Source organism: Streptomyces sp. SM10, assembly GCF_002910915.1.
Lineage (GTDB): Bacteria > Actinomycetota > Actinomycetes > Streptomycetales > Streptomycetaceae > Streptomyces.
This window is the reverse complement of record NZ_NEUF01000081.1, coordinates 59893-74957: the sequence shown is the minus strand read 5'-3', so window position 1 is coordinate 74957 and position 15065 is coordinate 59893. Positions and strand designations below refer to the sequence as shown.

The following is a 15065-nucleotide window of genomic DNA, read 5'->3' as shown; positions in this document are numbered from 1 at the left end:
GCCTGCTCCCGCCGGCCGCCCGGCTCGCGGAACGCCGTGCGGCGGGCGGGCGAGGCCTGCCCGCGGCTCTCGCGGGCTGGCAGTTCAGCCGCCGGCCGCTGCGGGGCGCGGGTCCGGTGCTGCTGCTGGTCCTGTCGGTCGCGATGGGCATGCTGGCCGTCGGCCAGAGCGCGTCGTGGGACCGCTCGCAGAGCGACCAGGCCGACTTCAGGTCGGGTGCGTCGGTGCGGGTGGTGGGCACGCCCGCCGCCGACCCGGCGAAGGCCGCCGCCTACACGGATCTCGCGGGTGTGCGGGAGGCCGCTCCGGCGTTCCGCACGACGGCCGACCTCTCCGGCGGGCGGACGGCCGAGATCCTCGCGCTGGACACCGCGCACGCGGACGAGCGGATGCTGATGCGGGAGGACCTCGCGGGAACTCAGCCCCGGAAGCTGTTCGCCGCGATCGCCCCGCCGAGGACGTCACGGGCCGGGGCGGTCCTGCCCGAGGGCGGTCGGCAGTTCCTGTTCGACCTGCGGATCCGTGACACCGCGGCACCGGGCGGGCGGTCCCCGTCCGGTGCGACGTCGCTGGTCAGCGTGGTGCTGGAGGACCGTTACGGCGTCGGCTACCGGATCGGGGCGGGAACGGTCCCGGTCGACGGACGGGCGCACACCCTGTCGTTCCCCGTGTCGGCCGCCGGCGAGCTGTCGGTGACCGGCTTCGAGGTCGACAGCGACGTGCCCGAGGGCCGCTCCGAGAATCGCCAGGTCACCGTGAGCGGGCTCAGGGCGAGCGTCGAGGGCGGCGGCGAGCAGCCGGTCGCCGCATCGGACGGGGTGCGCTGGGAGGCCGGGGCGACCATGGCGGCGGAGGGGGACGAGCAGTCCGTGGAGAAGCCGGAGGCGCTGACGGATTCGGGCACGACACCGGCCTTCCGGTACGAGACCGGCTACACCGCCGCCGATGACCGCTACGCCGCCGAACCGGTCAGCACGCTCCGGGTCACCGCGGCCCGTCCGGCGGCCCCCGCGCTGAAGGCCGTGGCCACCGACGCGTATCTCAGGTACGCGGGCGCGGAACTCGGCCAGGAGGTCGACCTCACCCTGGCGGGCAACACGGTCCGGGTGACTCTGGTGAAGGCGGTGCGGGAGCTGCCGACCACCGGCCTCGGTGGTGCGGCGGGCTCCACCGAGGGCGCCCCGGCCGACGCGTCGCTGAAGCCGGGCGGCGGTCTGCTGCTGGACCTCAGGGCGGTGTCGGAGGTGCTCGCCCACCGGTCGGGGGCTGTTCTCGCGCCCACCGAGTGGTGGCTGAGCACCCCGCCCGGCGACGGCGCGAAGGTGGCGGCGGAGCTGCGCGCGCTGCCAGGGACCGATCCGGCGCAGGTGCGGGTCCGGGACGAGGTGGCGCGGGAACTGGCCGACGACCCGCTGGGGGCGGGGCCGCAGTCCGCGCTGCTGGCCGTCGCCGTGGTCGCCGCCGCCCTGGCCGCGGTCGGCTTCGCCGTGGGCCTCGTGGGCTCGCAGCGCGAACGGGCCCCGGAACTTGCCGTGTTGCGTGCCCTGGGTGCGCCGCGCCGCAGGCTGGCCCGGATGACGGCGGCCGAGCAGGGGGTGCTGATCGCGCTGGCGCTGCTGATCGGGCTCGCCCTCGGGGCGGTACTCACCCGAGCCGTCGTGCCGCTGGTCGTGCTGACCGGGCAGGCGTCCAGGCCGGTACCGGACGTACTCGTGCTGCTGCCGGCCGGACAGGTCGCCGTCCTGCTCGCCTCGGTCGCCGCACTGCCGCTGCTGACCGTCGCCGCGGTCACACTGCGCCGCGCCGATCCTGCGGTGTCGCTGCGCCACCAGGGGGACAACTGACATGAACGCCGCCAAGATCCCCTCCGCCTGCGCCCCTTGGGTGCGTACCCGGCTGCGCACCGCCCCCGGCATCTCCGCCGCCCTCGCGGTGCTGGTCCTCCTGACCGCCTTCCTCGCCGCCGTCTTCCCGCGCTCGGTGGACGCCTACGAGGCGAAGGCGCTGCGCCACGACATCACGTCCGCGCCGCCGGGACAGAGCGTGCTCGAGGTGACGACCCCGCCGCCCCCGCTCGGCAAGGCGCCCTCGGCGCGGGAGGCCGTGATGCGGGAGGACGCCCTGGCGCCGGCGCGGAACGCGCTGGTCAAGGCGCTCCCCTCCCCGCTGCGCGCCGATGTTCCCGAGTCCTCGTACGGGGTGCACACCACGAAGCCGCTGGCGGCCGAAGAGGAGTGGCTGCCCCGCCCGGACGCCGTTCCGGCCCGGCTGACCTACGCCGCCCCCTCGGGGCTCGCCAGGCACAGCACCCTGACGTCGGGGCGCTGGCCGGTGGCGCGGGACACGGTGACGCTGGAGACCCGCGAGGTGGAGGCGGCCGTCACCGAGGACACGGCCAGGGACCTGCACATGAAGCCGGGCTCAGCCGTCGCGGTGCCCACGCAGAACGGCGATCCGCTCACCGTGCGCATCACCGGCATCGTCGCCCCGCTGCGCCCCGAGAGCGGCTACTGGGCGGTCGACCCGCTGTTCCGCGCCCCGTCCCTGGTCAGGGATCCGGGGTCCCCGACGCCTGTCTACTACTGGCGGGGGACGCTGCTCCTGGCACCGGACACGGGCCCCGCGCTTCTCGCCACCACGGGGGAGCCGGAGCTGTTCTGGCGCCTGGCTCCGGACGCCACGGGGCTGACCACGGCCGACGTACCGGGGCTGGAGTCCGGCGTCGCGACGGTGGAGAAGGGTCCCGGGCTGCTGAAGCTGCGTGCCATCGCCGGCCCGAACACCACACTCACGACCGGCCTGGACGCGATCCTCGGCAGCTACTCCTCGACGCGCGGTGCCATCGGCCCCGTCGTCACGGTCGCCGCGGTGGGAATCGGCTCGGTGGCCGCCGTCGTCCTCCTGATGACCGGTGGACTGATCGGCGCCCGCCGCCACCACGAACTGGCCCTGCTGCGCTCCCGGGGCGGCTCGCTGCGCGGCATCGGCGGACGCCTCCTCGCGGAGACGGCCGTGGCGGTGGTGCCCCCGGCGGCGCTCGGCCTGCTGCTGGCGGTCCTGGTGGTCGAAGAGGCCCGGTTCCTGCCCGCGGCGCTGGGCGCCGCCGCCGTCGCGGCGCTGGTCTGCGTGCTGCTGCCGGTCCGAACGGCTCTCGACCACCGCAGGCCGCTGCTGCACGGCGCCAGGGACGACGTGACGGCCGCCAGGCCCTCCCGGCGCCGTACGGTCGCGGAGCTGACCCTGCTCCTCCTGGCGATCGGCGCGGTGGCGGCGCTGCGCCGCCGCGGTACGACGACGGGGTCGGGCGCCGACCTGCTGGTCAGTGCCGCGCCCGTCCTGGTGGGGCTGATCGCCGCTCTCGTCCTCGTACGCCTGTACCCGCTGCCGCTGCGTCTGGCGGCCCGCCCCGTGGCCAGGCTGCGCGGAGCGGTCGGCTTCCTGTCACTGGCCCGCGCGGGCCGGGCCTCGTCGAGCGGCACCCTGCCCCTGCTGGCTCTGCTGATCGCGCTGACCACGGCGGCGTTCGGCGGTTCGGTGCTCACGGGGGTCGCGGACGCCCGCGACGAGGCGGCGCTGCGCACCGTGGGCGCGGACGCGCGGATCAGTGGCGAGGGCAGCCTCGCCCCCATCTCCGAGGGCACGGTCCGCCGGGTGCGTGCCGTGGAAGGCGTCGAGGACGTCGCCCCCGTCCACATCGAGTACGGGATCCCCCTCGCGGCCACCCTGGACGTCAGGTCGGACACGAAGCGCGCCACCCTCATGGGCGTCGAACCGGAGTCCTACGCACGCCTGGCCCGGGGCACCGGGCTGCCCGCCTTCCCGTCGGGGGCGCTGGCGAGCGGACCGGGGCAGGACAGGACCCTTCCCGCGATCGCCTCGCCCGCACTCGCGGAGCGTCTGGGCGAGCGGCCGCGCACCATCGAGTCGCAGGCGGGGGACATCACGGTGCGGGTCGCCGCCGTCCTCCCGCTCACCTCCGCGGTGGGCGCCTCCGACTACCTGATCGTCGACGCGGCAGCACTCGCCAAGAGGGGTCCCACGACGCTGCTGGTGACCGGCGGCCACCCCGATGTCCGGCAGTTGCGGGCCGCGGCGCGGGAGGCGGGGCCGGAGTTCACGGTGAAGCTGCGGTCGGCGGAGCGGAAACGGTTCGTGGACACCCCGATGCAGTCGGGCGCCGAACGGATCTACGGGGCGGCGGTCGTGGCGGGCGCCGGGTACGCGCTGCTCGCCGTGCTCCTGTCCCTCCTGCAGACGGCACCGGAGCGCACCACGCTCCTGGCCCGGCTGCGCACCATGGGGCTCACCACCCGCCAGGGGCGCAGGCTGCTCGCCTTCGAGGCGATGCCGCAGGCTCTGCTGGCGGCCTTCGGCGGGCTCCTCGTCGGCTGGGCGACCATCGCCCTGCTGGCGCCCGGCATCGACCTCGTCGCGCTGGCCCTGGCCGGCGGCGACCCCTCGACCGCGCACACCGCTTCTCTGCGGGCCGACCTCCGGTCGCTGGCGCTCCCGGCGGTGGGCGTGGTCGCCCTCGCCGCCGCCGTGGCGGGCGTACAGGCCTGGTGGGCGAGCCGCCGTGGATCGATCAAGGAACTCAGGGCAGGAGACACCCGGTGACACCGTCGACAGAGACCACCCTGGCGGAACTCGAACAGCGGGCCGCGGCACGCCGCGACCGGCCGTCCTACGGGCACGACGCGCTGATCGCCTGTGACCGGCTGGTCCGCGTCTTCTCCGCGGACGGCGTGGAGGTGCAGGCGCTCCAGGGGCTCGATATCCTGGTGAACGAAGGCGAGTTGATGGCTCTGGTGGGGGCCTCGGGCAGCGGGAAGTCGACGCTGATGAACATCCTGGCGGGGCTGGACGTCCCCACGGCGGGATCGGCGAAGGTGGCGGGCTGCGACCTGCTGGCGATGGGGCAGAAGGAGCGGCTGCGCTACCGCCGCGACGTCGTCGGTTTCGTCTGGCAGCAGACCTCGCGCAACCTGCTCTCGTATCTGACGGCCGCGCAGAACATCACCCTGCCCATGCAGCTGCGCGGTGGCGGCCGGAACCGCGAACGCGCCGCGCGGGCCGAGTCGTTGCTGGCCATGCTGGACGTCGCCGACTGCCGGGACCGGCGCCCCGCGCAGATGTCCGGCGGCCAGCAGCAGCGGGTGGCGATCGCGGTGGCCCTGGCCAACAACCCCTCGGTGCTGCTCGCCGACGAACCGACCGGTGAGCTGGACTCCGCGACCGGCGAGCAGGTCTTCGCCGCGTTCCGCCGTGCCAACGAGGAGCTCGGCACGACGATCGTGATCGTCACCCACGACCAGGCGGTGGCCGACGAGGTGCGCCGCACGGTCGCGATCCGCGACGGCCGTACGTCCTCCGAGGTGCTGCGGCGCACCGAGGTGGACGCGGCGACGGGCCAGGAGTCCCAGGTCGCCCGGGAGTACGCGATGCTCGACCGGGCGGGCCGGCTGCAACTGCCCGCCGACTACACCGAGGCGCTGGGCATGGAGCACCGGGTGATGCTGGAGCTGGAACGGGATCACATCGGGGTGTGGCCGGACGCGCGGGAGGAGTAGGCCCCGGCCGTCCGTCGCCTGCGGACGGACCCCACGCGCCGGCCGGGAGCGGTCAGAGCCTTCGGGGACGGACCCGCCTCCCCGGCCGGGAGCGGTCAGAGCCTTCGGGGACGGCCCGAGCCGTCAGACGGTCCCGACCGTCACGGCCAGCGTGCCGATGCCGCCGCCCTCACCCCGCAGGGCCACCGACCCGTACGGCGTGCGCAGCCGCAGCCAGGGACCGGCGGCGAAGAGGGCGACGGGGAAGTCGGGTGCGGGGCGCAGAAAGCCGAGCGACTGCGCTGCGTGCACGGCACGCAGTGGGAGTTCCGTGTCCCCCACCCTCCGGGACCAGATGTCGCGGCCGATCAGGTCGCGTTCCGCACGGGTGCGCCGGTCCTCGGGCAGCGCCGCGTCCCGGGCGCGGAATTCCGCCACGGCGTCGGTGAGTCCGGTGCGCAGGTCGAGGGGGCCCGGAAGCCCGGGGCGCTCCCGCCAGCCGCCGCGCGGCGGCAGCATCCCGGCCCACGGCGGACCGGTGACGGGCGCCGGCAGGGCGTTCACGCCGGGCGCGTCGCCGGACCCGTCCGTGTCGAGCGCTTCGAGGAGTTCACCGGCCGAGACCGTGACGTCGAAGTCGTGCACGCCGGAGAGCCGGACGGTGCGGATCGCGAGGACCTCGAACGACGGCGGCCGGCCGAAGACGGCCAGCGCGCCGCCGCCCGCCTGGAGGCGGACGGCGGCGGCCCGGTCGTAGTGCAACAGCCGGCCGAGGAAGGCGGCGAGGTCCGCCGCCTCCCTCGCGTCGGCGAACCGCGGCGACCGTACGGGCACTGTCATGCGACGGCCGGCTCCTGGTCGAGGTACTCCTGCAGGAAGAGCTTCTCCTCGGCGGTGATCCGCCGGGGCCGCTCCTCGGCCAGGTTGTAGGGCACGACGACCGTCGAAGCGCGTACGTAGACCTGCTCGGGGTCCTTGACCTCGTAGGCGATGGTCAGCGACGCGGCCGTTATCTTCGTGACCCAGGACTCGATGGTCACCGGCGCGTGCCGGTGGACCAGCGGGCGCACGTAGTCGATCTCGTGCCGGGCCACGACGGAGCCGCCCGAGAAGGACGGCGAGCCGTCCCCCGGCGCCAGCCGGAACATGAAGTCGATGCGCGCCTCCTCCAGGTAGCGGAGGAAGACCACGTTGTTCACGTGGCCGAAGGCATCCATGTCCGACCAGCGCAGCGGGCAGCTGTAGATGTGACGGGCCAACTCGATCAGCCTCGCGTGAGCTTCTTGTACGTGGCACGGTGCGGGCGCGCCGCGTCCGGGCCGAGGCGCTCGACCTTGTTCTTCTCGTACGACTCGAAGTTGCCCTCGAACCAGTACCACCTGGAGTCACCCTCGTACGCCAGGATGTGCGTGGCGACGCGGTCCAGGAACCAGCGGTCGTGGGAGATGACCACCGCTGCCCCGGGGAACTCCAGCAGCGCGTTCTCGAGCGAGGACAGGGTCTCCACGTCGAGGTCGTTGGTGGGCTCGTCGAGGAGCAGCAGGTTGCCGCCCTCCTTGAGCGTCAGCGCCAGGTTGAGGCGGTTGCGCTCACCACCGGAGAGGACACCGGCCGGCTTCTGCTGGTCCGGGCCCTTGAAGCCGAACGCGGAGACGTAGGCCCGCGAGGGCATCTCGACCTGGCCGACGTTGATGTAGTCCAGCTCGTCCGACACGACGGCCCAGAGGGTCTTCTTCGGGTCGATGTTGGCGCGGGACTGGTCGACGTAGGAGATCTTGACCGTGTCGCCGACCTTGATGGCGCCGGAGTCGGGGGTCTCCAGGCCCTGGATCATCTTGAACAGCGTGGTCTTGCCCGCGCCGTTCGGACCGATGACGCCGACGATGCCGTTACGGGGCAGCGTGAACGACAGGTCGTCGATGAGGACCTTGTCGCCGAAGGCCTTGGAGAGGTTCTCGACCTCGACGACGATGGAACCGAGCCGCGGGCCCGGCGGGATCTGGATCTCCTCGAAGTCCAGCTTCCGCATCTTGTCGGCCTCGGCCGCCATCTCCTCGTACCGGGCGAGACGGGACTTCGACTTGGTCTGACGGCCCTTGGCGTTGGAGCGGACCCACTCCAGCTCCTCCTTGAGCCGCTTCTGACGCTTCTCGTCCTTGCGGCCCTCGACCTTGAGGCGGGTGGCCTTCTTGTCGAGGTAGGTGGAGTAGTTGCCCTCGTAGGCGATCGCGCGGCCGCGGTCGAGCTCGAGGATCCACTCGGCGACGTTGTTCAGGAAGTACCGGTCGTGGGTCACGGCGATGACGCAGCCCGCGTACTTCGAGAGGTGCTGCTCCAGCCAGTTCACCGACTCGGCGTCGAGGTGGTTGGTGGGCTCGTCGAGGAGGAGCAGGTCCGGGGCCTCGATGAGGAGCTTGCAGAGCGCCACGCGGCGCTTCTCGCCACCGGAGAGGTTGTTGACGGGCCAGTCGCCGGGCGGGCAGCCCAGGGCGTCCATGGCCTGCTCCAGCTGGGCGTCGAGGTCCCACGCGTTGGCGTGGTCCAGGTCCTCCTGGAGCTTGCCCATCTCGTCCATGAGCGCGTCGGAGTAGTCCGTCGCCATGAGCTCGGCGACCTCGTTGAAGCGCTTGAGCTTGCCCATGATCTCGGCGGCGCCGTCCTGGACGTTCTCCAGGACGGTCTTCGACTCGTCGAGCTGCGGCTCCTGCATGAGGATGCCGACGCTGAACCCGGGCGTGATGAACGCGTCACCGTTGGACGGCTGCTCCAGGCCCGCCATGATCTTCAGCACCGTGGACTTACCGGCACCGTTGGGCCCCACGACACCGATCTTCGCGCCGGGCAGGAAGTTCAGGGTGACGTCATCGAGAATCACCTTGTCGCCGTGCGCCTTGCGCGTCTTGCGCATGGTGTAGATGAACTCAGCCAAGAGAAACCGTCCGGCAGCAATAGAGGTGTGGGCAGATACACCCATCTTGCCTGACGTCCGTACCCGGAAGGAAACCCGTCCGGTCCCCGGTACGGGCCCGGCGTGCACTCTCCGGGCTCCGCGGAGAGCCCCGGGAACGCGAAGTGCCTGGTACGGGGGTCCGTACCAGGCACTTCACCGGCGCCTTCCTGCTGCGCCCCTACTCAGTCACTCACCGGTGCTCTGGGTCTTCTTCCGGCGGAGGAAGAAGACCGCGCCGCCGCCGAGGACGACGAGGGCGATGGCGACACCCGCGATGACCGGGGTGGCGCTGGAGCCACCGGTAGCGGCGAGGTCACCCTCGGTGCCCGGGGTGCTCGCGGCGGGCGTGGGCTCGGAGCCGGTCTGCGTGGTGGTGTCGTCACCCGGGGCGGGGGCGCCGGCGGTCTCGCAGTCCAGGACGCCCTTGAAGTTCTTGCTGAAGCCGCCGGGGCCGGTGATCGTGAAGTCGTACGCCTCGTCCTCGCCGACCGGGACGGTCACCGTGCTGGTCTCGCCGGCCGGGATGGTGTGCTCGGTGCCGGCGAGCTCGAAGGTGAACGCCTCGTCACCCGTGTTGCTCGCGGTGATGTCGACGCCGCCCTTGGCGCAGTTCTTCTGAGCGGTCACCGCCGGGACGGCGCCCTTCTCGGCCCAGGTGGCCGTCGCCGTCGCGGAGACGGTGGACTCGCTGGAGCCGGCGAGGATCATCGTCTGGCTCTTTATCAGCCCGGCGAAGACCCGGCCCACGGGCACGGAGGTCGAGGCCTGGACGGAGAACGAGGCGGAGCCGTCGGTGGCGTCCTCGGGCACGGAGAAGTACAGGTCGGTGCCGTCGACAGCCTCGGTGACGGGCTTGCCGGCCTTGTCGGTGACCTGGACCCCGCCGGCGGCGGCGTCGGCGGGCGGTGCCACCGAGACCTGGCCGGCGTCGGTGTGGACGGTGACCGGACCCAGCTTCTCACCGGCCTTGCCGGAGACCGCGGCCGGAGACAGCCCCACGGACGCCTTGGGCTCCGCGACGTTCCGGGCGCTCGCCTCCAGCCAGTCGGCGAGCTTCTCGGCGTTCGCGTCCTTGGCCGTCACGTCGGCCTTGTCCGAGAAGCGCCAGATGGCGACCTGGGTGCCGGCGGCAGCGGTCTTCTCGTCGAGCGGGCCGGTACCGGCCTTCTCGGCGAGCGCCGCGAAGTCGTTGACCTGCGGGTAGGAGTGCTGGAGGATCCAGCGCACCTTGCCGGCGTTCTCGTTGGCGCCGAGCGAAGACTGGTCCCAGGGGGTCTCCAGGTACTTCGCGTTGTCCTTGGTGGGCGTGTGGAAGTCGATGCAGTACGTCTGGATGGTGCCGCCGCCGTCGACCTTCATCTCGAACAGGCCGGCGGGCAGCTCCTGGGGCTTCTTGCCCTCACCGGTGTTGAGCTCGGCCGTGCCGTAGGTCTTCAGACCGTCCAGTACGGCGACCGCACCCCCCTGGTGCTGACCCGTCTCGTCCGCCGGCGCGGCCGTGGCGGCCGTCGCTCCGACGATCGTTCCCGCGGCGACCAGCCCGGTGGCCAGCACCGCGGCGGCCGTCCTGACGAGACCGAGGCCGTGGGCCCTGCTCCGGCCCCCTGGGGAGCCCTCCGTCGCCGCCGTCGACGACGAAGTGGATGCTGAAGACACAGAAAACACAGAATTCCCCTCCGGGCGAGACCTTCACGCTTGAGGCGCGTGTGGGAGGTGTCTCGCCAGCCAACTCAAGTGCCGCATGAGTACGGGGGAATCGTAAGGAGCGAGCGAAGGGGAATCCCCCTTCATGCGGTCACATAAGCATTCCGACTCGCAATCGTTATCGCTCTGTTCGGCGCGCCCGCCCACCTTCAGGACATCGATGCCACTTCCGTGGCCGGTTTCTGACGATGCGTAGGCGCCGTCAGCGTCGGATCGGCTCTGACCACCCGCCGGAACGCGGCAGTTCCCCTGGTCAGGTCGTGCCCCACGGCCACCGCCTCGACGTCCACCGAGGTCCTCCACACCCCGTCCCGCTCCTCCTCGCGCACTTTCAGACGGCCGTGCACGACGAGCGGCTCACCGACCGAGACCGAACCGGACAGATTCGCCGCGAGTGTCCGCCGGGCCCAGACCGTGTAGAAGCCGGTGCGGCCGTCCGTCCAGATCTGCTGCTCCCGGTCCCACCGCCGGGGTGTCACCGCCAGACGGAATCTGGCCGTCGATCCCGTCGCCGTCTCCCGGAAGTCCACCGGCGTCGCGGCGTTTCCCACCAGTGTCACCAAGGTCTCGTTCATTTCCCGTCCCCCGTCTCCCTGCCACATTCCGCACGCTCTCCGTCCCGCTGTCCCCACCTGCGCCGATGCGGGTGCGAGGACGTGCGGTCCGGTGCGTCTGCCTGATCCCGAGCGCCCTCCGGTCCGGAGTGCCCTGGCGGTCGCGGGCGCCCTGCCGATCCAGGGCGCCCGTCCGATCCGCTGCACACCATGCTGGACGGAAGCCGGGAATCCTGCCGGGGCCTGTGGATTACCCGCCGGTTGTGGAGAACTCCGTCACCGCCACGTACCGCTCCCGCACCTCCCGGTAGCGCGCCAGCTCCGCCGCCACCGGGTCGAGGACCCTGGCCCGGCCGCAGCCGGCGGCGGCCTCGCGGAGACGCCGTTCCGCCTCCTGCCCGTACCTGCGGGCCGGCCCGCGCGCGGCGGCGGCGCACGCCCACTCGACGAGTGGTCCCCCGACCACCCCGGCCAGCATCAGCAGGGCCGGGATCAGCAGGCCCGGTTCGAGCACGCCCACGATCTGGCCCAGCAGCCACAGCCCGCCGAAGATCTGAAGCAGCGTCATCGAGGCCTGCGCGAGCACCGCCGCAGGCCACCACGCCGGGCGCGGCGGCCTGGCGGGGCGCCCTCCCTGGGCGGCCGCGGACGGGACCGGGGCCGTGCCCGAGGGGCCGGAGCCACGCTTTCCGGCGCCCTTCGCCGAGTCCTTCCCGCTCCTTCCCACCGGGGTGGACGCGGTGTCCCCGCTCCCCCCGCGGCCGCGGCCGGGGGCTCCCGCCTGTGCGTTCCGCGCCAGCCCGTCCAGTGCCTCAGGCAGTCCCTTCGCCCCGTTCACCGCCGCCTCCCGCACGGCCTGCGCCCACGGCGTGGGCAGTCCGTCCACCGCGTCGTCCGCCAGCTTCCGCACGGCCTGCTCCACCCGCTGCCGGGCGGTGAGCTCCTCCTCCGGCGGCGCGAGGGCCTGCGCCATCAGGTCGAGGCCGCCCAGCTGCCGGGTGGACTCGTACCAGCGCCAGAGCCGCAGCCACGGCGTCCCGCAGGCGCGCCCCGCGTTCCTGCGCCACTCGCGCTCGGACGCCTGCCCGGCCGCTGCGGCGCCGACGGCTTCGGCGAGCCGGTCGGTGAACTCCTCGCGAGCCCGCTCCCCCAGCCCCGGCCTGCCCTCGGCGACATACACCGGCCTGAGCCGGGCCGCGGCCGCGTCCACGTCGGCGGAGAGCCTGCGGGCCGCCGCCGTACGGGCCTGGACGAACCTGCCGAGCAGCTCGCGCAGGTCGCCCACGCCGGCGCCGCTCAGCGCGGACAGGGGCATGACCGTGGCACCCGGTTCGCCGTGCTCCCCGACGGCCATGCCGTCCTCGTCGAGCAGCCGGCGCAGATCGTCCAGGACCAGGTCGGCGGCCTCGCCGGAGAGCCGGTCGATCTGGTTGAGCACGACGAAGGAGATCTCGGCGTGCCCGGCGAGCGGTCGCAGATAGCGCTCGTGCAGGGCAGCGTCGGCGTATTTCTCCGGGTCGACGACCCAGATCACCGCGTCGACCAGGGCCAGCACCCGGTCCACCTGGTCCCGGTGCCCGGTCGCCGCCGAGTCGTGGTCGGGCAGGTCCACCAGGACGAGCCCCTGGAGCGCCTCGTCGGTGGCCGTGCCGCCCTGCACCGGCCGGCGCCGCAGCCGGCCGGGGATCGCCAGCCGGTCGAGCAGCCCGGCCGCACCGTCGGTCCAGCTGCAGGCGATGGGGGCCGAGGTGGTCGGCCTGCGCAGCCCGGTGTCGGAGATCTGGACGCCCGCGAGCGCGTTGAAGAGGGTGGACTTCCCGCTGCCGGTGGCTCCGGCGATGGCGACGACCGTGTGCCGGGAGGAGAGCCGCTGGCGCGCCGACGCCTCGTCGAGCACGCGCCCCGCCTCGGCGAGGGTGTCCCCGTCGAGCCGGGCGCGGGAGAGCCCGACCAGTTCGCGCAGGGCGTCCAGCCGGGGCCGCAGCGGACTGCCGGGCAGTCCGTACGCCTCGACCTGGGGCCCCGGCTCGTCCCGGGGAACCGGCGCGCTCTCCGCGCCCTCCTGCGCCGCCTCGGCGGCGCGGCGCGCGATCAGCCCGTCGTCCCAGCGCCGCCCCTCGCCCTTCCCGGGTTCCTCCGCGCTCTCCCGCTCGGGCCCCTGCCCCTGATCCCGGCCCTGGTCAGTGACGGCAGTCATCGCTGCCACCTCTCCTTCTGCAGTACGGACAGCGCGGCGATGAGTTCGGCCTGCGGCTCGGGCGCGACTTCGAGGGCGTCCAGAGGGGCGAGCCGCCGGTCGCGTTCGCCGTGCATGACCTGGTCGAGGCAACTGGTGAGCAGGGCCCCGCCCTTGTCGCGCAGGCGCAGCGCCCCCTGGGCCCCGATCCGTTCGGCGAGCTGCTCCCCGGCCCCCCTGGCGCGGCGTCCGCCGAGGAGGGCGGCGGCCAGCAGAGCGGCCACCGTCTCGGCGTCGGGTGCGGCGTTGCGTTCGAGCAGCCGCGCCTCCTCCTCGGCCAGTTCCTCCAGGACCCGCCGCCAGCGCCGTACGGCCATGCCGATCCGGCCCTGGATGTCCTCGGCGGGCCCCCAGCCGCCCGCCTCCCGGCCGGCCTCCTCGAATCGGAAGTTCCCGGCGGCCGGCTCGCGCTGCCAGGTCGTCCGGATCTGCTCGTCGGACGCCGCCACCGCGCACTGCAGCAAGGCCACCAGGCTCTCCACCAGGGCGTCCAACAGCTCTCCCGCGGTGCTGTACAGCGGATATCCGCGCCACCGGGTGCGGGCGCCGCCGGCGAGCACCGCGCCGTCACGGAGCCGCCGCCGCACGCGCGACAGTTCCTTCCCGTACGCCTCCTCGACCACACCGGTCAGCCGCACGGCCGCCGCGTACTGGGCGGCCACCGCCCCGGCGAGCTCGGGCATCCGTACGTTGAGCGAGTCGATGACCCCGGACGCCGTGCGTCCCACGGCCTGCTGACGGGCCGCAGGGTCCTGCGCCCGGTGGGTGAGCCAGGCGCGCAGGGGTGCGACGGCGGTGGTGGGCAGCAGCCCGCTGCCGCCGCCCGCGGACTCCGGCAGTTCCGGGATGGTGAAGCGGGGCACCTCGCCAAGCCCGGCCCGGGTGAGCAGGGCCGCGTACTGCCGGGACACCTCGCCGATCACCTGGTGCGGCACCCGGTCCAGGACGGTGACCAGCGAGGCGTCGTACTCCTTGGCCGTGCGCAGCAGATGCCACGGCACGGCGTCCGCGTACCGGGACGCGGTGGTCACCATGACCCATACGTCGGCGGCGCAGACGAGTTCGGCGGCCAGGACCCGGTTCCGTACGACGAGGGAGTCGATGTCGGGAGCGTCCAGGAGCGCGAGCCCGCGGGGCAGGGTCGCCGCGGTCTCCACCCGCAGCACGGTGTCGTCCCGCTCGCCGTCGACGCCGAGGTGGTCGAGCCCGTCCGGGTCCGGGACCCGCCCCGGAGGCAGCCAGACGCGGGTCAGCTGCGGCAGGACCCGCACCCCGGCGAACCAGTGGTGGTCGTCCGGGTGGCAGACGAGCACGGGAGTGCGCGTCGTGGGCCGGAGCACGCCGGCCTCACTGACCCGGCACCCCACCAGGGAGTTGACCAGGGTCGACTTGCCCGCGCCGGTGGACCCCCCGATCACCGCGAGCAGCGGTGCCTCGGGATCCTTGAGGCGGGGTACGAGGTAGTCGTCGAGCTGGGCGAGGAGTTCGGTCCGCGTCTGCCGGGCGCGTGGGGCCCCCGGCAGCGGAAGTGGAAGACGCACGGCAGCGACACGGTCGCGCAGGGCGGAAAGTGCGTCGATGAGCTGGGGCCGTACATCCATGGTTACCACATGTGAAGAATGCCCAATTTTGACGCCTTTTTGAAGCGTATAAGCCCCTCTGCGCGGCGAATCCGCTCCAGGGGACAGAGGGGACGAGTGGGGCGCAGGCATAACGAGTGCACAACACCCGGGGCGTGAGGCGTGAAAAGCGATGCGCGAATCGCACCTACCTGCGATTATCGGTTCGCTTCACCGAACCTCCACATCGTGCCACGCAGGTGAAGCAACCGGGACGAGGCGATCTGAGCCCTATCCTTGTCCCCGCAAGGTCACGGATGGCTTGAACCAGCGCCTTCCGGGACACCAGGCCGGACACCCGGCCCCCGTAGCTCAGTGGATAGAGCAGGCGCCTTCTAAGCGCTTGGCCGCAGGTTCGAGTCCTGCCGGGGGCGCACCGATCGCACCACGGTGAGGCCCTCCCCCAGGAGGGCCTTTTCCGCAGCCCGCAGCACCGTAGCGAGTGCGGCGTAG

Annotated in this window: 10 protein-coding genes and 1 tRNA gene; 4 read left to right on the top strand and 7 right to left on the bottom strand. The window is 73.1% G+C overall.

The features are described 5' to 3' along the window. The 3 genes from B9S57_RS11760 to B9S57_RS11750 form a co-directional block, all read left to right on the top strand. The coding region (locus B9S57_RS11760) for an FtsX-like permease family protein (protein WP_146057746.1) at window positions 1–1844 on the top strand (1844 nt) is incomplete at its 5' end. Between the two features lies 1 nt (window position 1845). Further along, window positions 1846–4617 (top strand): FtsX-like permease family protein, encoded by a 2772-nt coding sequence (locus B9S57_RS11755; RefSeq protein ID WP_103515495.1) that lies wholly within the window; start codon window positions 1846–1848, stop codon window positions 4615–4617. Beyond that, entirely contained in the window at window positions 4614–5570 is a 957-nt protein-coding gene (locus B9S57_RS11750; RefSeq protein ID WP_103515494.1) for an ABC transporter ATP-binding protein, read from the top strand. The genes B9S57_RS11755 and B9S57_RS11750 overlap by 4 nt, the downstream gene beginning before the upstream one ends. Before the next feature lie 123 nt (window positions 5571–5693). Here B9S57_RS11750 and B9S57_RS11745 read toward each other — a convergent pair whose 3' ends face one another. The 7 genes from B9S57_RS11745 to B9S57_RS11715 form a co-directional block, all read right to left on the bottom strand. Beyond that, the gene (locus B9S57_RS11745; RefSeq protein WP_103515493.1) at window positions 5694–6389 is read right to left on the bottom strand and encodes a hypothetical protein; all 696 of its coding nucleotides are present in this window, start codon (window positions 6387–6389) and stop codon (window positions 5694–5696) included. Beyond that, window positions 6386–6808, bottom strand: a complete 423-nt coding sequence (locus tag B9S57_RS11740) for a thioesterase family protein (protein WP_103515492.1) — start codon at window positions 6806–6808, stop codon at window positions 6386–6388. The genes B9S57_RS11745 and B9S57_RS11740 overlap by 4 nt, the downstream gene beginning before the upstream one ends. 5 nt (window positions 6809–6813) lie before the next feature. Next, window positions 6814–8478, bottom strand: coding sequence for an energy-dependent translational throttle protein EttA (ettA, locus tag B9S57_RS11735; RefSeq protein ID WP_103515491.1), 1665 nt, complete (start codon window positions 8476–8478; stop codon window positions 6814–6816). Between the two features lie 207 nt (window positions 8479–8685). After that, window positions 8686–10164 (bottom strand): Cys-Gln thioester bond-forming surface protein, encoded by a 1479-nt coding sequence (locus B9S57_RS11730; RefSeq protein ID WP_181011322.1) that lies wholly within the window; start codon window positions 10162–10164, stop codon window positions 8686–8688. A gap of 188 nt (window positions 10165–10352) precedes the next feature. Further along, complete coding sequence (locus tag B9S57_RS11725) at window positions 10353–10778, bottom strand: single-stranded DNA-binding protein (protein ID WP_103515489.1); 426 nt, start codon at window positions 10776–10778, stop codon at window positions 10353–10355. Window positions 10779–11007: 229 nt separating this feature from the next. Then, entirely contained in the window at window positions 11008–12954 is a 1947-nt protein-coding gene (locus B9S57_RS11720; protein WP_103515488.1) for a YfjP family GTPase, read from the bottom strand. Beyond that, window positions 12951–14594 (bottom strand): ATP-binding protein, encoded by a 1644-nt coding sequence (locus B9S57_RS11715; RefSeq protein ID WP_103515487.1) that lies wholly within the window; start codon window positions 14592–14594, stop codon window positions 12951–12953. The genes B9S57_RS11720 and B9S57_RS11715 overlap by 4 nt, the downstream gene beginning before the upstream one ends. A gap of 319 nt (window positions 14595–14913) precedes the next feature. On the opposite strand from B9S57_RS11715, the gene B9S57_RS11710 reads away from it, so the two are divergent. After that, window positions 14914–14986: transfer RNA gene (locus tag B9S57_RS11710), tRNA-Arg, on the top strand. The last annotated feature ends 79 nt before the right edge of the window (window positions 14987–15065 follow it).